Origin of the sequence: Oceaniglobus indicus, from assembly GCF_002751875.1 — a bacterium.
Lineage (GTDB): Bacteria > Pseudomonadota > Alphaproteobacteria > Rhodobacterales > Rhodobacteraceae > Oceaniglobus > Oceaniglobus indicus.
In genome coordinates this window covers 122,016-141,496 of record NZ_NMZM01000002.1, presented here as the reverse complement: position 1 = coordinate 141,496, position 19,481 = coordinate 122,016, and the positions used below count along the sequence as shown (strand labels likewise).

Genomic DNA, 19,481 nt, shown 5'->3' with positions numbered 1-19,481 from the left:
ATGTCATCCTTCGGATTTGCGCGACAAGGCACGCAGGCGTTGTTCAAATTCGGAATCGTCGGCGGTTTCGTCCGATTCGTCGGGCACCAGATCGACGGGGGCCAGGACCGCACTGTCGGGGATTTCGGCGAGTCGCATCAGTTCACCGCCGTTGGCTTCGGCGAAGCCGGCCGCCTTGTCAGCGTCGGAAAAGGGAACCAGTTCGGGCGCACCCATTCCGCCGGTGACACGGGCCCCGACGACATAAACCGCAGCGTCGGCGGCGATCCAGTTGTCGGCACCCGGATCGGCCCAGGTGGCGCCCGGCACCCCCATGTCGTTGACCCAGACGGCCAGGATCTCGTGGCTTTGTTCGGGCATCCGCATATAGGCGACGGCGTCACGCACCTGGCTGAAGAACAGCGGCGCCCCCGGCAGGCCGGCCAGGTGGGCCTGGCCCTTGGGGCCCTCGTGCTCCAGCAGATCCATCTGGCAGAAGTGCCCGACCGAGCTTCCGGTCAGCGGCATGGCCGAGACGTCCTGTGCCGGTTCGTCGTTGCAGGCGGTCAGCATCAACAGCGCCAGGGCGGCGAATGCGGTTCTCATGGTTCGACCTTCCGGAAGGCCAGCGCGGCCAGCGCCAGTGAAACAAGCGGCCAGAGGGCGATGGATACCAGGGATTGCCATTGCGGGATCGCATTTGCCGCACCACCGATGCCGGACGCGGCAGATGTGGCCTGGGCGGCCGTCAGATTGAACAGCCGGAAGGCATCGGCCGGGTTGGCCAGCAGGGCGGCGGGGAAGACCTGTGTGGTGAAAAACCCGCCATCGTCGGCCACCACGGCCGCCAGAAGCCCCAGGTCATACAGCACGACCAGCCCCAGCCACAGCCCGATTGCCAGTCCGGCCGCACCGGACACCCGCCGCGCCAGCGACGACAGGGCATAGCCGATGCCGAGAAACGCCATGCCCAGCAGGACCGACGTCCAGGTCAGCCGCCACAGCGCCGCCAGACCGGCCAGGGCCGCGGGGTCGGTGATGATGGCCACCGCCGCCGCCGCGCCATAGCCGGCGGCGATGGCGACAACCAGGATCGCGGTGTGGGCGACCAGCTTGCCGGCCAGGATTTCCCAGCGCGCCACCGGATAGGTCAGCAGCAAAGGCAGCGTGCCACGCTCGACCTCGCCGGCCACCGCGTCGAACGACATCAGCAGTGCGACCAGCGGCACAAGATAGACCGAGAGCGAGGTCAACGAGGCGACGACAACCGACAGCCGGTCGGCGCCCAACGCCCCTGTCGGCGCCGATCCCGCCGCCGACAGGACAAGCGAGAAGACCACCATCAGCAACACCGCGATCAGAACCCAGCGGTTGCGCCGTGCGATGTGGATCTCAGTGGCCGCCGTGGCCAGGATGCGGGCGATCATTGGCCGTCCCTCCGGCTGAAATGACTGTAGATATCCTCGAGACTAGGCGGAATCACGTCGAGGTCGGAGATCTTTTCGGACATGGCCGAAATCCGCGACAGCATCGCGAGCTTTTCATCCTGGGCGCAGGTCAGATGCACGAAACCGTTGGCCCGGATCGCGCCGGGCAGGGCCGCGACGACATCGCTTTCGTAACCGTTGAGTGCACTCAGATGCATGGCCACGGGCAGCGCCGCCTCGCGCCTGAGATCGGGCAGGGTCCCTTCGGCCACCATGCGCCCGCCCGACAGGATCAACAGCCGGTCGGTGCGGGCCTCGACCTCGGTCAGGGCATGGCTGGACAGCAGGATCGCCGCACCGTCGGCCGCCAGACCGTCCAGCAGTTCGTAGAAATCGCGCCGCGATACCGGATCAAGGCCGCTGGTGGGTTCGTCCAGCACCAGAAGGCGGGGTTGCCCGATCAGAGCCTGGGCCAGGCCGACGCGCTGGCGCATCCCCTTCGAATAGGTGCCGATCCGCCGTTTCGCCGCATGGGCCAGGCCGACACGCTCAAGCAGCTCCATCGCGCCGGACGGGTCGAGATTGCGCAGGCGCATGTATTGGGTGATCTGTTCCAACCCGCTCAGTGCCGGATGGAAGGCGGCGTTTTCGGGCAGATAGGCCACCTGGGCGCGGGCGCGCGCGCTGCCCGGTGCCGCGCCACAGACCGAGATGTCGCCACCGTCGGGCGTGATCAGCCCGAGGATGATTTTCATCAGCGTCGATTTGCCGGCACCGTTGTGGCCCAGCAAGGCCACACGCTCGCCCGGGGCGACGGTAAGCGAGACTTCGGTCAGGGCGTTCAGCCCCCCGAATGTCTTAGTGAGACGAGAGATCGTTAATGTCGAAGTCATCAAGCACACTTTCATCCCGCCGGCCGACCGCTTCGGCCTCCATGGCGGTATATTCGGAAGGGACGGTCATCGCAGGTGCCACCATGAGGGGCGCGCTGTCGACGACACCGCCCGGCAATGTCGCGGGAAAGCTGGATTGGGCCCAGCGCACAAGTTGCACGGCAGGCGCACCCGTCAGAAGGGCGGCCGCGGGTTGCGACCACAGGATATGATCCATCAGGTCGTTGGGGCGGAACGGGCTGTCGGCGATCCCGTCACCGCCCAGATCGAAACCGGGATGGTCGGACCAATAATTGCCGCGCCCCTCGAAGCTCCATTCGATATCGCGGGTGCCGACGTATTTCACCTGGGTGCGGTTGCCGATGAAGGCATTGCCGGTCAGCACGTTGCGTTCGGATCCGGCGGTGAAGTGGATGCCGATGTTGCAGCCTTCGAACCGGTTGTCATAGATCAGGTTCTTGTGGGCGTTATAGATGAAGGTGCAACGGTCGGTTCCGCCGCGCACCAAATTGCCCGACACGTCGGCATTGTTGGCATAGTTCAGCATCACGCCATGACTGATGTCCGACAGGCTGAGGTTGTCCTTCACCACCACCTTGTTCGAGAACATGATCGCATAGCCCAGGTGGTTGCCGATCGACACGTTGCCCGACACCTCGGAGTCGTTGGTGTACATGTAATGCACGGCAAAGCGCAGATCGCGGAACAGGTTGTTGCGATAGGTGCCCGTACGCGAAGCGTTGGAAAAGATGCCGTCGCGGCCCCAGCGGACCGAATTCCCCTCGACCAGCGTACCGGGAGAGTTCCAGACATAGATCCCGTTTCCGCGGTCGTTCAGGCGGAACTGGCGGGTGCCTTCGATAGTATTGTCGCGTACTTCGGCGTCGCGGCCACCGTGAACATCGACGCCGTGCAGGTTGCCCAGCACGCGGTTGTTCTCGACGATGGCGCGATCGGCCTGTTTCAGAATCTTGATGCCGGCGTCCAGGTCCTGACTGCTCAGGCCCGATCCGGTGACGGTCACGCCGCGCAGGGTGACGTCTTCGGCGTCTATCGTGACCACCGTGCCCTGGCCCATGCCGTCGATCACGGCGTCGTGGGTGCCGGTCACGGTCAGCGGGCGGTCGATGACCACCGCGCCCTCGTGACGGCCGGGCAGCAGGGTCAGCACATCGCCGGGGTTGGCCCCGGCGATGGCTTTGGCAAGGCTCCCCGATCCGGGCACGACGTCGGTCCCGGCAGCCCAGAGGGGCAGCGCGACAGACATCGACAATGCAAGGATCAGGGAACGCATCATGGCTCAGCTCGCCTTCGGTTCGACAAACATCCGGCCGCGCATCTCCATGTGGAGCGCGTGGCAGAACCACTGGCAGTAGTACCAGAAGACACCGGGCTGTGCCGCCACGAAGGTGACCGACGCGGTTGCCTGCGGCCCCACTTCCATTGCGACACCGTGGTTGCCCATGGTGAAGCCGTGGGTCAGGTCGTCGATGTCATCGAGGTTGGTCACGATGATCGTCACCTCGTCGCCCTGCTGCACCGTGAACTTCTCGATCGAGAAGCTGGGCGCGTTTGCCGACATGTAGACCCGCACCTTGTTGCCGTCGCGGATGATCTCTTCCTGCCAGTCGTCCAGATCGACGCCATCGGCCTCGGCCTGCTTGCGGGTGTCGGCCCACATCGGATCGTTGCGATCCCAGACCGATTTCGGGTTCACCTTGCTGGGGTCCACGATGATCGAGTCGTGGGGTTCGGCGAAGGTCGGGCCGTCGTGGATCAGGGTCATCTTGTCGCCGTCGATCGCGAACAGCTGTTCGTTCTCGGGCTTCAGCGGTCCGACGTTCAGGAACCGGTCCTTGGAGAACTTGTTCATCGTCAGATAGTACTTGCCGCTGGCTTCAAGCGTTTCGCCCATCACGGTCGAGTTGTGGCCCGGCTGATAATGCACGTCCTGCTTGGTGATGATCGGATCGACGTCTTCGCCGTTGTAGAGCTGGATCGCCTTTTCGATGTCCCACATCACCACCTGGCTGTCGAGGAACAGTGTCGTGAAGGCACGGCCCTTCCCGTCGAAACAGGTGTGAAGCGGCCCGAGGCCCAGTTCCGGCTCGGCCACCACGACGCTGCGCGGCTCGGCCTCGTCGTTGAACACCGCGTCCAGCTTGCGCACGTCGATCACCGACACGGTGGGCGACAGCTTGCCCGCGATGCACAGGTGGATCTTGTCGGGCGCCATGTTGCAGCCGTGGGGGTTGTTGGGGATCGGGATATAGCGGGTGTACTTCTTGTTCTGACCCTTGCGGCCGTCGATCACCTTGACGCCGTTCAGCTCGATATAGTCGCCGGCTTCGATGCCCTTCTCGATTTCCTTGATGTTGAAGACAACGACGTGGTCCATGTCGGCCTCGGTCATCTCGGCCAGGTTCATGCCCATTTCCGAGTTGTAGGAGGTCGAGAAGGCGTATTTGCCGTCATAGTCGCAATCGGTGTTGTCGAGGTTGCCGGTGACCATCACCTGCCATGCGACGGTCATTTCGTCGGCATTCACGGCGGTATAGAAGTTCACGTACTTTTCCGGCTCGTCCAGGATCTTGCCGTCGTTGACCATCGGCACTTCGTCTTCGCCGTTGCAGAAGACATAGTTGGTGCGCGGCCACTTTTGCGGACGCAGACCGTGGATCGCCTTGGCGTTCGGGATCTCGATGATCTTGTCGCACTTCATCACGTCGCAACGCACACGGGCGACGCGGGTGTTGGCCTTGTCGTTCATGAACAGGAAGCGGCCGTCATAGGTGCCTTCGGTGAACGACATGTGCGGGTGGTGCAGGTCGCCGTTTGGCGGGAATTCGTGACCGTTGGCGGCAAGATATTCCTTGGTCTTGGGCAGCAGGCCCTCGGTCAGGATCTTCTTGGATTCGTTGCTGATGCCCCAGCCGGTGGCCGAGCAGGTGTTGAACACCGGGATCCGCATCAGTTCGCGCATCGAAGGCACACCGAGGACGCGCATTTCGCCGGCTTGGCCCGAGGACCAGAAGCCATAGTATTCATCCAGCTGGCCGGGGCCGACTTCGGCGCCGGCGGCTGCACGTGCGCTGGTGGTGCCGGCCACGGTGGCCGCTCCGACGACGGCGCCGCCGGTCAGCATCGCGCGGGTGCCCAGGGCCCCGGCAAGGGCAGCGCCCCCGGCGGTCGCGCCCAGCAGGTTCCGACGTGAAATCGGCAGTTTCTTTCCCTCAGACATCATGTGTTCCTTCACACTGTAGTTGGTTTGTTGACGAGGTTCGGGTGCCCGGAAATACCGCGAGAGAGATCAGGTGCGCCGGTCTTGGCGCGTCTGTTCATCTTCTTGATAACGACCGGGCAGGTCGTGGTGGACTGGTACAGCACCTGGCAATGCAGGCAGTTGATGCATTCGTTCGGGTTGATCTCGCCCGTCGGATGGATCGCCTGCACCGGGCACTGGTGGGCGCAGGTCTGGCACGGATTGCCGCATTCCTTGTAGCGCTTGAGCCAGTCGAACATCCGCAAGCGTGCGGGAATCGCCAGCGCGGCGCCCAAGGGGCAGAGGTAGCGGCAGAAGAACCGTTCCACGAACAGGCCGGCGATCAACAACCCGACGGCATAGACCACGAAGGGCCAGGCGCGCACGAAGTTCAGGATGATGGCGGTCTTGAACGGTTCGACCTCGGCCAGACGCTCGGCCTGTTCGATGCTGGCCAGCGAGACGCCGAACAATCCGAGGAAGATCATGTACTTCAGCGGCCACAGGCGTTCGTGCAATCCCCAGGGCAGGGTCCATTGCGGAATGCGCAACGCCTTGGCGACGCGGTTCAGCAATTCCTGCAGCGCACCGAACGGGCAAAGCCAGCCGCAATAGGCGCCACGCCCCCAGAACAGCAGGGCTGCCGCCACCGCGAACCACAGGATGAAGGTCATCGGATCCAGCAGGAACGCCTGCCAGCTGAAGCCGCTGACCAGCGATCCGAACAGCGCCATCAGGTTGACGACCGACAGCTGCGCGTTCGCATACCAGCCCAGATAGACCAGCGTGACCGTCAGAAACCCGATGCGGAACCAGAAGAACGCCCGTTCGTTGCGCGTGGCCAGGGATTGGAAGAAGAACACGCCGGTCAGCAGGGTCAGCATGATCCCCAGCACGATGATCTCGGTGGTCTTCCCGGCCCAGATGCGTTTCCACAACGCCTGGTGGGCGTCCGCTTCGGTCTGGGTCGTCACCTCGGCCACACCGACCGGCACTTCGGCGGGCGGCGGAGCGGCGATGGTGCGGGTATATTTCGAAGGCAGCTCATAGCCCAGATCGAAGGTGGTAAAGACCTTTTCGATCGCCGCCACGTCGCGCTGCACCAGAAGCTGGATACGGAACGGCTGGGTCGGATCGAAGCCGGCATCGGCGGGGATCTTGAACATGTCGGATTCGTTGAACACCGGCGCGCCATCGGCGGCGATGGTGTTGATCCGCTTGTGCATCCGGTCGCGGAACCGCACCGAGATGTCATCCTGGATCAGCACGATCCGGTCGAAGATGCCGCCCCGGACATAGCCCGATCCCTTGAACGAATACAGCCCGCGGCCGAAGATGGCGACAGCGTGTTCGCCTTCCTCCAGCCAGTTTTCCAGGTTCGCGGCCTCGGCCTCGCCCAACAGGGATTGCGCGATGGCGGGGTGCGAAACCAGAGCGGCCTGCATTTCGATAAAGGTCGTCTCGGGGGCTTCGGTCAACGCGCGGCGTGCGGCGCGCGGATCGTCCATGGCGGCGAAGGCGGCGTTCACCTGGCCCACGTCCAGCGACAGGCGGCGCAGGGTGCCGTCGCCCTCAAGCGTCATCCAGTCGTCGGCGGCCTCTGCGTCGGGATCGATCTCGTATTGCGGGCCGGTGTCGGGGGCCGCGACCGCCAGGCCACCAAGGCCCAGTTGGCGTGCCACCTTCAGGCCGGCGCGGATGATCGAATCGTCGATCACCATGATCGTCACCGTCGCCCCGGAAATAATGTCGAGATCATGGGCCGTGCCGCCGGATTCAGCCTCGGCGACCAGATCGAGCCCGCGGTAATTGGCCACCAGCGCCTTGATCTTCGAATCGGGGATGCCGATCAGCACGATCGGTTCGGAATGCTTGACCAGTTCGACGCCGATCACCTGGGCGGCATCGTCCACGGCGACCATGGTGTGGATCGGTTTGCCCGAATACCCCGTGGTGGACACGAAATCCGAGGTGACGAACGCCCAGCCGATGTGCTGTCCGGCCTTCAGAACCTCGACCGCCGGGAGGTCGGGGTGGGTGGCGCCGAAGGCATCCGCGCCCTCGACCAGCTGTCCGACCTCGACATCGGGAAGCATCTTGGAAAGCACGGATTGCGCCGCCGCCGGCAGGCCGAAGCCCAGCATCAGGATGGCAACGGTCAGATATTTTACGAGAATTTGAAGGGTCTTCATGCGACGGCGTCCTTTTCCAAGGGTCGCCGATCACTGTGCGCCAGACATCGGGCGACCGCCTGAGCGGTAGCAACTGGGTTCGAGGGGGTCAACATCGCCTGCCGCGTCAGCGCGCCATCCTGTCGCAGCGATGGCCGAACGGGGCACGGTCCGGCGGCGGCCAGGGCGGCAAGCGGCGCGCAACCGCGCACCCCCCTTTCGGAATCGAGAGGCCGGGCAGGACCGGAAAACTGAAGGAAGGCGTATGTCATGGGCGTGGTCTAACGACCGGCGCGCGGCGCGACCTTGTTCCATCTCAAATTGGCACCCGTTTATCCGACAATTTCCATTTTGTTTTGACGCCCGGGGTCCGGCCCCAGCGGCGCCAACAAAAAAGGCAGGCAACCCGCGGTCGGATTGCCTGCCTGGCGTCTTCGAACATACCCGCCGGTCCCGCGGACAACGTGTCCTGCGGGTGGCCGGGGTGGCTCAGTTGAGCCCGTTTTCTTCCACGATGGTCTTCATGGTCTTCTTGGCCTTGCCGGGAAGCTTGGCGTCCAGGAACCCGTCGGGCATCGGCGCGTCGCCAACTTGGATGGCCATGACCATGCCCATGCCCTGGTGCGGCTTGCACTTCACGCCGATCACGCCTTCGGCGGTCAGCTCGACCTCGACTTCCTCGTTGATCTTGCCGACGAATTCCTCCTGCCCCTCGGGCACCATACCCTTGATGGTTTCGGCGTTGTGACCCCGGTCGGTGGCGCGGAACACCACGGTGTCACCCACCTGTGCCGACACGAAGTTGGGTTCGAACACCATCGTTCCGGTTTCACCCTTGTTCAGCATCTGAACTTCGATGGTTTCGGCAGAGACCAGCGCAGGAGCCAGCGCAACAAGCGATGCGGCGAGAATCGTAGTCAGTTTCATGTTTTATCCTTGTGTGTCATCGGGTCCGCCAATCGTTCTTTGGCGGTGTTGGCAGGGCCGGACCATGTCCGGCGCTTATCCCGTCTGCAACGGGTTTTACCTAGGAGGTTCGTCGGGCTATTTGAAGAGCCGGACCCGAAAAAAGAGCGGTCGGGACGCCAGGGTCCGGACCGGCTACGGTGTGCGCGAAAAAGGGACGGCCTGTCCAGAGCACAAGGTGTCGCAACCGGATCAGGCCGGACGGATGAACATCCGTTGGGTTTCGTCGTCTTCCACGGCCCTGTCGCCGCGCACTGCGCGATAGGCGTGCCAGGTGGCATGGCCCAGAACCGGAAAGGCCACGATCAGGCCCAGTCCCAAGGTCAGGATCGAGGCCGCGAACAGCACCAGCACGATCGCCCCCCAGGCCAGCATGACGGGAAGGTTGGCCCAGACCATTGCCATGCTGATTCCCAGCGCCGACAGCGCATCGATGCGTTCGCTCAGCAGCATCGGCACGGCAAACACGCTGATGGCAAAGGCAAACGCCGCAAACAGGCCGCCCACGACGCTGCCCGCCACCAGCAATCCCCATCCGGTGGGGGTGAGAAACAGCATCGGGACGATCTCGGCGGTGCCCGGAAAGGCCACCATGCCGAAGAACAGCGCATAGATCAGCACAGCCGCCCGCATCCACAACAGGAAAAGCCCCAGAAGCATCACACCCATGAACAGACCTGCCCTGCCGGCCCGCGGCTTGACGAACACCATCTGAAGGATGCCGGTATGGGCGCCGTCCTCCAGCCGCCGGCTTTTTTCGTACAGCCCGCTGGCAATCAGCGGCCCGACCACCATGAAGCCCGCCAAGGCCGGAAACAGCGCGTAATCGTATTCCAGCCGGAACAGGAACCAGACCACAACCACCGAAACCAGAAAGACCGCGACACCGTACAGAAGGCTGGGCAACGGGTTGGTCCACAGGTCCGACCATCCGGCGCGCAGCCAGGAAAACGCCGTCCGCCAGGGCAGATCGCGGGCGTGGGTGTTTTCGCGCGGCAGCGGTGGAACGACCTTGGGGATCATTCCCCCGGAATGGGGATTGTCGGGGGGCGGGGGGGCGTCACGATCGCTCAGCATGAGGGTTTCGCCGCGCGATGGGACGCGACGCCTTCCTTTGGAGTCAGAATGCACGCCGGTTGTGATGACACGGCGACGGACACGAGATGGATATTGGCGGCGACAAAGACCGCCGCCACCATGAAGGCGGCCCCGAGGGCCAAAAGGCGCGTGCGATCAATCGGCATTGTCCGCCTCCTTTGCCAGGTCCTGGACATACAGCGTCAGCATCATCCGGTCGGCCACGGTCAGGCGATCTTCCCAGGCCGGCATCCACCCCTGTCGGCCGGCGTTGATCGTCTCGAACATCGACGCATCGTCGCCGCCATAGATCCAGTGCGCGTCGGTCAGGTCCGGCGCGCCGAGATCCTGGTTGCCCATGGCGTTCTCGCCATGGCAACTGGCACAGTTTTCCTCGAACAGGGTCGCGCCCCGGGCCAGGCGGTCCGCGTCGGCCTCGGTTTCAAGGCCGGACAGCGATTGCACGTAATCGACGACAGTGCGGATCTCGGGGCGTGTCAGGATGCCGGACTGGCCAAAGGCCATCATCTGCGCATACCGGCTGTCGGGATGGGGTGAGTTGATGCCGACCCGCAGGGTTTCCATGATGGTTTCGGCGTCGCCGCCCCAAAGCCACGCGTCATCCACGAGGCTGGGAAAGCCGGGGCCGCCCGCCGCGTCCGTGCCATGGCAGGCGGCGCAATTGTCGCCGAACAGCGCCGGCGCCGTGCGTTGCACATGGGCCATCAGCGCGGGGTCGTCGCGGATCGCGGCCGCGTCCAGCGTGGCCAGCGGGGTGGTCCAGTCGGCGCGCGCCGCATTGGCCGCGCCGACCTGGCGCTCGACACGCTCCTGCTGATCGACGCCCAGAAGACCGCGGGTATAGCTGTTGACCAGGGGCCAGGCGGGCATCAGCACCCAATAGACCAGCGCCCAGATATGGGTGACGATGATGAAGAACCACACCGCGCGCGGCACACGGGTGTTCAGTTCGGTGATGCCGTTCCATTCGTGGCCGGTGGTCTGGTGCCCGGTCAGCGGGTCGCGTTCCTTTACCGACATGGGCCGTCCTCGTCATCGAGAATGCTTTTCGCGGCCTTGTCGAACCGTTTGCCCAGCGAAGGCCAGAACGCATAGACAGTCACGCCGATCGACAGCGCGATCAGGTAGAACAGCCCGAAGGATTTCGCGATTGCCGACGTAAAGGCATGGGTCAGTTCCATCGGTCATTCTCCTCTTGCGGGTTGCGTCCGGGCTGGCAGGTCGGTCAGATCGCCGAGGATCTGCAGATAGGCCACAAGCGCGTCCATTTCGGTCAGCAGGTCGCGGCGCCCGTCAAAGGCGCGCACGTTGGTGTCGTCGCCATACCGCTCGAACGTGCCGTCGGCACGCTCGCCGTCGGGCTGGGCCTGGCCGATGGTGTCGCTGACCGCGTTCTCGATCTGCGCGTCGGTATAGGGCACGCCGACCGCGCGCAGCGCCGCCAGACGGCCCGGCAGGCTGGCCGTCTCCAACGTGGTGTCCAGCAGGAAGGCATATTGCGGCATCACCGATTCGGGCACCAGCGCCCGGGGGTCGACCAGGTGGCGCACCTGCCAGTCGTCCGAGTATTTCCCGCCGACGCGGGCCAGATCGGGGCCGGTCCGCTTGGACCCCCAGAGCATCGGATGGTCGTATTGCGATTCGACGGCCAGAGAATAGGGGCCATACCGATCCACCTCGTCCTGCAGCGTGCGGATCATCTGGCTGTGACAGGCATAGCACCCCTCGCGCACATAGATGTCGCGCCCGGCCTGTTCCAGCGGGGTATAGACGCGCATGTCGGGATCCGCCTCGACTGTTTCATCGATGGTGAACAGCGGCGCGATTTCGACGAAACCGCCAACCGCGGCGGCCAGGATGATGCCGATGGTCAGCGCCATGGAATGGCGTTCCGCCCGGTAATGAGTCCGGGCCTGGAATTCGAACATGCGGGCGAACGGAGAGAGAAGTTTGCGCCACATGGTCTATTCTCCTGCCGGCACGGCCGGCTCGCCCGCTTCGGACGATGTCGGATGGTCGTATTCCGGCACCCGGTCAGGCACCCTGCGGATCGTCATCAGAACGTTGAACGCGCACAGGACGGCCCCCGCCACGAACAGGCCGCCGCCGACGGCGCGAGCGACATAATAGGGGTGCATCGCCACCAGCGAATCGGTGAACGAATAGGCCAGGGTGCCGCTGTCGGTATAGGTGCGCCACATCAGCCCCTGGATGATGCCGCTGTTCCACATCGCGAAGACGTAGATCACGGTGCCCGCCAGCGCGAGCCAGAAGTGCCATTCCACCAGCTTCCAGGAATACATCGATTCCTTGCGCCAGAGCAGCGGCACCACGGCATAGATCGACCCGAAGGTGATCATCGCGACCCAGCCCATGGCGCCGGAATGGACATGCCCGACGGTCCAGTCGGTATAATGCGAAAGCGAGTTGACGGCACGCACCGCCATGAACGATCCCTCGAACGTGGATAGGCCGTAAAACACCGCCGCCACCATCATGAAGCGCAGCGTGGCGTCATCGCGCACCTTGTGCCACGCCCCGTTCAGCGTCATCAGCGCGTTGCCCGCGCTGGCCCAGCTGGGGATCAGCAGCATGATCGAGAACGTCATGCCCAGGGTCTGAACCCATTGGGGCAGGGCGGTATAATGCAAATGGTGCGAGCCGACCCAGATATAGAAAAACACGATCCCCCAGAACGACAGGATCGACAGGCGATAGGAATAGATCGGTCGTTCGGCGCGCTTGGGCAGGAAGTAATAGAGCATCCCCAGAAAACCCGCCGTCAGGAAGAACGCCACCGCGTTGTGCCCATACCACCACTGGATCATCGCATCCTGCACGCCCGAGAACGCGGAATAGCTTTTCGCCCCCGCGAACGACGCCGGAATCGCCAGGTTGTTGACGATATGCAGGATCGCCATCACCAGGATGAAGGCCATGTAATACCAGTTGGCGACATAGATGTGCGGCTCGTTCCGGCGGGCCAGGGTGCGGATATAGAGCGTGAAATAAGTGACCCAGACGATCACCAGCCAGATATCGGCATACCATTCCGGCTCGGCGTATTCCTTGGACTGGGTGATTCCCATGAGATAACCCGACGCCGCGACGATGCAGAACAGGTTGAACCCGAACAGGACGAACCACGGCGACACCTGCCCGGCCAGCCGGGCCCGGCTGGTGCGTTGCATCACATGGAACGACGTCGCGATCAGCGCATTGCCGCCGAAGCCGAAGATCACGCCCGAGGTATGGGCCGGACGGATCCGCCCGAAGCTGGACCATGCGCCGTCGAAGCGCAGATCGGGCCACGCCAGTTGCGACGCAACCCAGACCCCTGTCGACATGGCCACGACCGCCCAGGCCAGCGAGATCAGGATGCCGACCCGCGTCGGATCATCGTAGTAAGCGGTCGCGCGGTCCTCGACCGGCTCGGGACCGTCCAGACCGCGCAGCAGGAAGATGACGACCAGACCGGCGCACAGCGCCACGATCCATCCCTGCGCGCCCATGGGGTCGCCGCGTCCGACGGCGGCCATGACAAGCCCGGCGAAGGCAACAAGCCCCGACAGGATCAGCGCCAGCTGGCGCTCTGCGGTCCTCAGTTGTGCGATCACGGGGATGTTTCCTTCTTGCGTCTGGAGAATTCGGACGCCCGTGGCGCGATCGGACGATCGTCGGCCAGAAGGATCCGCTCGGCGTCACCTTCAAGATCCTGGTATTGCTCGGTGCGCAGGCTCCACAAGAAGACGGCAAGGCCGATGGCGCCCATGGCCAGCGAAACGGGAACAAGAACGATCAGCGCGCCCATGCGGTGCCCCCATCCGTTGCGACCGCCCGAAGGTCCGGACCCGCTGCTGGCCACGGATCGGGCAACGCGACGCGTCCGCCATTGCATGACGACGACGCGAAACGTGACATTGCTGGAAGAATCTCATGAAACACAGCGCACCTTTCGAAAGCTCGGATCCGGGCGTGTATTCCGCAACATAGCGCCGATCCGCGGAAAACTCAAATCACCTGATGTTGCAGATCACGCCCGCGTGACATGCGGTCGGATGCCGATCAGTGAAGGCCGGTGCCGCGGCGTGGCCTGAAGGGAGTTCCCTGCCGGTTGTGTGCCTTCGCCGAAGCCGCGGGGGCACGCGGGTCGCACGCCCCGGACCGATGTGATCCGGCGGCATGCCGCGATCATTCCGCGCCGCGCAACACGCGCGCCGGGCGCGCCGCGAGGGGGCGCCAGGCAAAGGCCAACCCGGCCAGCAAGGTGACGACGACGCCGCCGATCACGATCAACAGGGCCGATGTCGGCTCGAACCAGAAATCCGTCTCCATCACGAAGCGGCTGACGCCCCACCCCGCGGCCGCACCGGCCACGATGGCGACCACTGCGGCCGCCGCGCCCAGCATGGCCGAACGCATGGCGAAGCTGGCAAGGATGGTGGCGCGCGAGGCACCCAGGGTCTTCAGCACGGCCGCCTCGTAGGTGCGCGCGCGCTCGCCCGCTGCGGCCGCACCGATCAGGACGACCGCGCCGGTGATCAGCGTCGCCAGCGCGCCATAGGTGATTGCGGCGGCGATCCCGCCCAGAACCACCGTCACCCGGTCGATCGCATCGCGCACCCGGATCGCGGTGATGTTGGGATAGGCGTCGGCCAGGTCGCGCAGGATCGAAGCCTCGGAGGCTTCATCGGCATAGATCGTGGCGATGAAGGTGTGCGGCGCACCCTGCAACGCCGCGGGGTTCATCGTCATCACGAAACCGATCCCGGCGGTGGAAAAGTCGACCTCGCGAAAGCTGGTGATCTCGGCGGTGATGTCGCGGCCCAGCACGTTGATGGTGATGTCGTCGCCCAGCTTCAGGCCGATCTCGGCCGCCTCTTCGGCGGCAAAGCTGACCTGGGGCGGGCCGTCGTATCCTTCGGGCCACCAGGTGCCGGCGGTGATCGTCGTATCCTCGGGCTTGGCGGCGGCATAGGTGATGCCGCGATCGCCGCGCACGACCCAGTGATCGCCCGCCACTTCGGTTGCATCGCGGCCGTTGATCTCGGTGACGATGGCGCGCAGCATCGGCGCGGTCTGCACCTTGCTGACGCCGGGATCCTCGGCCAGTCGCGCGCGGAATCCGTCGATCTGCCCCGGCTGGATGTCGACCATGAAATACGACGGGGCGATGTCGGGCAGGTCGCGGGCGATGGCACCGCGCAGGTTGGCATCGATCTGGCCCACCGCGGCAAGGACGGTCAGGCCCAGGCCCAGCGACAGGACCACCGATGTCGCCTCACCGCCCGGTCCGCCGACGGACCCCAGCGCAAGGCGCAGGGCGCTGTGCCCCTGCACCAGCTTCGATCCGGCCGTCGCGCGGGCCAGTACGCGCACCAGCCACGCCGCGCCCATCAGCGCGAGAAAGGCCGCGATCAGCCCCAGCGCGGCCCAGAGCGTGAGGAACGCCAGCCCCGACAGCCACGCCGCCAGCCCGATCAGCGTGCACAGCAGACCCACGAGAACGACGATGAACACCGGGCGCGGCAGGCCACTGACATTCAGGTCGCGGTAGAGCGCGGCGGCGCGGATCCGTTCGGTGCGCGCCAGCGGCCAGAGGGTGAACAGCAACGCCGTCAGCAGGCCATAGACAGCGGCTTCGATCAGCGGACCAGGATAGAGACCGAAGGCGGCCGGCACCGGGAGGTTCGCTTCGATGACCGACGACAGGGCAAGGGGCACGACAGCACCCAGCGTGACCCCCAGGACGATCCCGACGGCGCTGAGCACGCCGATCTGGATCAGGTAGACCTGAAAAATGGTCGTTCCGGTCGCACCAAGGGTCTTGAGCGTCGCGATCGTGCCGGTCTTGCCGTCCAGATGCGCGCGCACAGCCGCCGCGACGCCGACGCCGCCCACGGCCAGACCGGCCAGCCCGACCAGCACAAGGAACGCCGACAGACGATCCACGAAGCGCGCGATTCCCGGCGCGCCGTTCCGCCGGTCGCGCCAGCGGTATCCGGTATCGTCGAAATGCGCGGCGACGGCGACCTTCGTGGCGTCCAGATCGGCCTCGGGCGGCAAACGCAGGCGGTTCCCGGTTTCGTAAAGCGTGCCGGGCGCCAGCAGGCCGGATCCGTCCAGCGCCGTGGTGGCGACGATGGTGCGCGGCCCGAGGGTAAAGCCGCCGGTGCCGCTGTCGGGTTCGCGGGTCAATTCGGCCATGACGGCGAAATCCTGGGTGCCGAGGCGGAAGGTGTCGCCCGCCGACAACTCCAGGCGGTCCATCAGGATCCGGTCCATCACCGCGCCGGGAAGGCCGCCTTGACCCTCCAGCGCCGTTGCCAGTGTCATCTCGGGCGTCAACGCGACGCTGCCGTAAAGCGGATAGGCGCCATCCACGCCCTTGACCTGGGTCAGGGCACGATCGGACGTGTCGCCCTGACCCACCACCGCCATCGAGCGGAAATCGACGATTTCGGAGACCGTGCCCAGCGTGTCGAGGAACGCGCGGTCGTCGGCGTTCAGGAAGCGATAGGTCAGTTCGATTTCGGCATCGCCGCCGAGGATCGATGCGCCCTCGCGCTGAAGGCCGCGATCGATGCTTTCGCGCACCGTGCCGACGGCGGCGATGGCCGCGATGCCCAGCGTCAGGCAGGCAAGGAACACCCGGAACCCCCGCACGCCGCCCCGAAGTTCACGCCGTGCGATGCGTGCGGCAATGGCGAGGCTCATTCCGGGCTCCGGCGCGTTTTGTGGGGGCCGGAGCCTCCGGCGGGAGTATTTCGGTCAGTAAGAAGCGGGGCGGAGGCGATCATTCGGCGGCCTCGCTCTGGGCATCGGCGCGGTCTTCGGGGGCGATGCGCCCGTCTTCGAGGCGGATCACCCGGTCGCACCGGGCGGCAAGGTCGGGCGCGTGGGTGACAAGGATCAGGGTCGCGCCGTGGCGGTCACGCAGGCCGAACAGCAGGTCCATGATCGCCTGCCCCGTCGTGCCGTCGAGGTTGCCCGTCGGCTCGTCCGCCAGAAGGATCGCCGGGCGGGGTGCCGCGGCGCGGGCCAGTGCGACGCGTTGCTGTTCGCCGCCCGACATCTGGGCCGGGTAATGGTCGGCACGCGATGCGAGACCGACGGCGGCGAGTTCGGCGCGCGCCCGCTCGAACGCATCGGCGGCCCCGGCCAGTTCCAGCGGCGTGGCGACGTTTTCCAGCGCCGTCATCGTCGGGATGAGGTGGAAGGATTGGAACACCACCCCCATATGATCCCTGCGGAAGCGGGCCAGCGCGTCTTCGTCCAGATCGGTGATGTCGCATCCCAGAACCCGCACCCGGCCCCCCGTGGCGCGGTCCAGTCCGCCCATCAGCATGAGGAGAGACGATTTGCCAGATCCCGACGGCCCCACCAGGCCCAGTGTTTCCCCCGCAGCGACGTCGAGGGTGATGCCCTTGAGGATATCCACCCGCCCGGCATTGCCGTCGAGGCTGAGGTCGATGTCGCTCAGCGACAGGATCGGATCGGGCGTGTCGGTCATCGGGCGCACCTTTTGTCGTCTCTCGGTTCGATATGGGGCACCGGGCGGATTGCGCAAGCTGTGGATGGGTGCGGCGCTGGCGCTCGGGGTGCTGGGCGCGCCGGCCTGGGCGCAGGACGTGACCATCGCGGCGCTGGGCGATTCGCTGACCCAGGGGTATGGTTTGCCGCGCACCGAGGGCTTCGTGCCGCAGCTTCAGGCGTGGCTGGGCGACCGCGACGCCGGTGCTACGCTGATCAACGCCGGTGTGTCGGGGGATACGACGGCAGGCGGGTTGAGCCGCGTCGACTGGACCCTGACGCCCGATGTGGACGGGATGATCGTGGCGCTGGGCGGCAATGATCTGTTGCGCGGGCTGGATCCGGCCGAAAGCCGCGCCAACCTGGACGGCATCCTGGCGGCGGCCGGTGAAAGGGATGTGCCGGTTTTGCTGGTCGGGATGCGTGCGCCGGGGAACTTCGGCGCCGACTACAAGGCGGCGTTCGATGCGATCTATCCCGAGCTTGCGGCGGAACACGGAACGCTGCTGGCCGACAACTTCCTTGGCGCGCTGGAAGCGATGCCCGACCGGCAGGCGGCGATGTCGCGCTATATCCAGGGGGACGGCGTGCATCCCAATGCCGATGGCGTGGCGTTGATCGTCGCGGATCTGGGGCCGAAGGTTCTGGACCTGATCGCCCGGGTGCGCGGCGAATAGGGCTGGCACGCGGCCGCGGCTTTTGGGATGCTGCGCGCGACTGGCACGGAGGATCCCATGGACATCATCGAACGGCTGCGCGCGGAACTGGGCGAGGCGAATGTACTGACCGGCAGCGATTGCGCCCCCTGGGCCGAGGACTGGACCGGCAAGTTCCGCGGACAGCCCCTGGCGGTGGTGCGTCCCGCGTCGACGGCCGAGGTCGCGGCGGTGATGAAGCTGGCATCCGAGACCGGCACGCCGGTGGTGCCGTCGTCGGGGCATACCGGGTTGGTGGGGGGCACCCATGCGCCCGACCAGCTGGTGCTGTCGGTCGACCGGATGCGCAAGATCCGCGAGATCCGCGCCGACGCGCGGCTGGCGGTGGTCGAGGCGGGTGTGATCCTGTCGAAGCTGCACGATGCGGTCGGCGAACACGACCTGGTGTTCCCGGTCACCTTCGGCGCGCGGGGATCGGCGATGATCGGCGGCATCCTGTCGACCAATGCGGGTGGATCCAACGTGCTGCGCTATGGCAACACCCGCGAACAGGTGATGGGGATCGAGGTCGTTCTGCCCTCGGGCGAGGTGCTGGATCTGATGAGCGAGCTGCGCAAGGACAACTCGGGTTTCGATCTGCGCGACCTGTTTATCGGCGCGGAAGGCACATTGGGCATCGTCACCGGCGCGGTGCTGAAGCTGATGCCGAAGCCCAAGGCCTATGCAACGGCGATGGTCGCGCTGCCTGCGCTGTCCGACGCGCTGGATCTGCTGAACCGGTTGCAGGCGGCGACGGGGGGTGCCGTCGAGGCGTTCGAATACATGCCGCGCCTGTATATGGAGCGTCATCTGGCGGTGATCGACGGCGCGCGGCCCGCGTTCGATCAGATCTATGACGTGAACATCATGCTGGAGGTCGGCGCCACCGCCCCGCGCGATGCCGCCGTGGCCGATGACGGGTCGGTCGCCATCGTGACCGCCCTGGAGGAAATGCTGGGCGAGATGATCGAGAGCGGCCAGGTGCTGGACGCCGTCGTGGCCCGCACCGAGGCGCAGCGGGCCGAGATGTGGAAACGGCGCGAGGATGCCGCCGAGGTGTCGGCGACGAAACGGCCGCTGGTGATCATGGATGTCGCGGTGCCGCTGGACCGCGTGGCCGAGTTTCTGGACCGCGCGCAGATCGCGGTGGACCGGCACGATCCCGGTGCCGAGCAGTTCATCGTCGCGCATCTGGGCGACGGCAACATCCATCTGAACATCTGGATGACCGAAGGCGGGGCCGACAACAGCGAGACGATCCTCGAGGCGGTCGAGGATGTCGTCGCCGACATGCGCGGCAGCTTTTCCGCCGAACACGGCATCGGGCTGAGCAAGCAGGGCACCATGCAGCGGCGCAAGGATCGCGTCGCGCTGGAGGTGATGACGCGGATCAAGGCCGCGCTGGACCCCGATGGCATCATGAACCCCGGCAAGATCCTGCCTTGATCCGCGTCGCG

The 19,481-nt window shown here is 65.4% G+C and carries 18 protein-coding genes; 2 read left to right on the top strand and 16 right to left on the bottom strand.

Translation table 11 applies throughout. From position 1 onward, the window contains the following. Positions 1-3: 3 nt before the first annotated feature. The 16 genes from CFP68_RS03240 to CFP68_RS03170 all read right to left on the bottom strand — a co-directional run bounded on the left by CFP68_RS03240 (position 4) and on the right by CFP68_RS03170 (position 17,309). A complete protein-coding gene (locus CFP68_RS03240) occupies positions 4-585 on the bottom strand; it encodes a nitrous oxide reductase accessory protein NosL (RefSeq protein ID WP_099824493.1) in 582 nt (193 codons plus the stop codon). Further along, positions 582-1,406 (bottom strand): ABC transporter permease, encoded by an 825-nt coding sequence (locus CFP68_RS03235; protein WP_099824491.1) that lies wholly within the window; start codon positions 1,404-1,406, stop codon positions 582-584. The genes CFP68_RS03240 and CFP68_RS03235 overlap by 4 nt, the downstream gene beginning before the upstream one ends. Then, entirely contained in the window at positions 1,403-2,299 is an 897-nt protein-coding gene (locus CFP68_RS03230) for an ABC transporter ATP-binding protein (protein WP_099824489.1), read from the bottom strand. The genes CFP68_RS03235 and CFP68_RS03230 overlap by 4 nt, the downstream gene beginning before the upstream one ends. Beyond that, a complete protein-coding gene (locus CFP68_RS03225) occupies positions 2,265-3,596 on the bottom strand; it encodes a nitrous oxide reductase family maturation protein NosD (RefSeq protein WP_099824487.1) in 1,332 nt (443 codons plus the stop codon). Before CFP68_RS03225 ends, CFP68_RS03230 begins: the two co-directional genes overlap by 35 nt. A gap of 3 nt (positions 3,597-3,599) precedes the next feature. Next, a complete protein-coding gene (gene nosZ / locus CFP68_RS03220; protein WP_099825271.1) occupies positions 3,600-5,540 on the bottom strand; it encodes a TAT-dependent nitrous-oxide reductase in 1,941 nt (646 codons plus the stop codon). An 11-nt stretch (positions 5,541-5,551) separates the two neighbouring features. After that, positions 5,552-7,753 carry a NosR/NirI family protein gene (locus CFP68_RS03215; protein WP_099824484.1) on the bottom strand — a complete coding sequence of 734 codons (2,202 nt, stop codon included), beginning with the start codon at positions 7,751-7,753 and terminating at the stop codon, positions 5,552-5,554. A 468-nt stretch (positions 7,754-8,221) separates the two neighbouring features. After that, positions 8,222-8,659 carry a pseudoazurin gene (locus CFP68_RS03210; protein ID WP_099824482.1) on the bottom strand — a complete coding sequence of 146 codons (438 nt, stop codon included), beginning with the start codon at positions 8,657-8,659 and terminating at the stop codon, positions 8,222-8,224. 231 nt (positions 8,660-8,890) lie between these two features. After that, entirely contained in the window at positions 8,891-9,775 is an 885-nt protein-coding gene (locus tag CFP68_RS03205; RefSeq protein WP_206601889.1) for a DUF2189 domain-containing protein, read from the bottom strand. Continuing rightward, a complete protein-coding gene (locus CFP68_RS18175) occupies positions 9,769-9,942 on the bottom strand; it encodes a hypothetical protein (protein WP_169961447.1) in 174 nt (57 codons plus the stop codon). The genes CFP68_RS03205 and CFP68_RS18175 overlap by 7 nt, the downstream gene beginning before the upstream one ends. Beyond that, entirely contained in the window at positions 9,932-10,816 is an 885-nt protein-coding gene (gene ccoP, locus CFP68_RS03200) for a cytochrome-c oxidase, cbb3-type subunit III (RefSeq protein WP_099824478.1), read from the bottom strand. The genes CFP68_RS18175 and ccoP overlap by 11 nt, the downstream gene beginning before the upstream one ends. Continuing rightward, positions 10,807-10,977: a cbb3-type cytochrome c oxidase subunit 3 gene (locus CFP68_RS03195; RefSeq protein ID WP_099824476.1), complete on the bottom strand. Its 171-nt coding sequence runs from the start codon at positions 10,975-10,977 to the stop codon at positions 10,807-10,809. The genes ccoP and CFP68_RS03195 overlap by 10 nt, the downstream gene beginning before the upstream one ends. A 3-nt stretch (positions 10,978-10,980) precedes the next feature. Then, positions 10,981-11,757 (bottom strand): cytochrome-c oxidase, cbb3-type subunit II, encoded by a 777-nt coding sequence (gene ccoO, locus CFP68_RS03190; protein ID WP_241523934.1) that lies wholly within the window; start codon positions 11,755-11,757, stop codon positions 10,981-10,983. A 3-nt stretch (positions 11,758-11,760) separates the two neighbouring features. Beyond that, a complete protein-coding gene (gene ccoN / locus CFP68_RS03185) occupies positions 11,761-13,335 on the bottom strand; it encodes a cytochrome-c oxidase, cbb3-type subunit I (protein ID WP_099825268.1) in 1,575 nt (524 codons plus the stop codon). 74 nt (positions 13,336-13,409) lie between these two features. Then, complete coding sequence (gene ccoS / locus CFP68_RS03180) at positions 13,410-13,607, bottom strand: cbb3-type cytochrome oxidase assembly protein CcoS (RefSeq protein ID WP_099824472.1); 198 nt, start codon at positions 13,605-13,607, stop codon at positions 13,410-13,412. Positions 13,608-13,987: 380 nt separating this feature from the next. Further along, a complete protein-coding gene (locus CFP68_RS03175) occupies positions 13,988-16,513 on the bottom strand; it encodes an ABC transporter permease (protein WP_099824470.1) in 2,526 nt (841 codons plus the stop codon). Positions 16,514-16,592: 79 nt separating this feature from the next. Then, on the bottom strand, positions 16,593-17,309 hold the full coding sequence (locus tag CFP68_RS03170; protein WP_099824468.1) for an ABC transporter ATP-binding protein: 717 nt from the start codon (positions 17,307-17,309) through the stop codon (positions 16,593-16,595). A gap of 64 nt (positions 17,310-17,373) precedes the next feature. Here CFP68_RS03170 and CFP68_RS03165 point away from each other — a divergent pair, with 64 nt between their 5' ends. Beyond that, positions 17,374-18,006: an arylesterase gene (locus CFP68_RS03165; protein WP_241523956.1), complete on the top strand. Its 633-nt coding sequence runs from the start codon at positions 17,374-17,376 to the stop codon at positions 18,004-18,006. Between the two features lie 57 nt (positions 18,007-18,063). Then, on the top strand, positions 18,064-19,470 hold the full coding sequence (locus CFP68_RS03160) for an FAD-binding oxidoreductase (protein ID WP_099825266.1): 1,407 nt from the start codon (positions 18,064-18,066) through the stop codon (positions 19,468-19,470). Positions 19,471-19,481 lie beyond the last annotated feature (11 nt).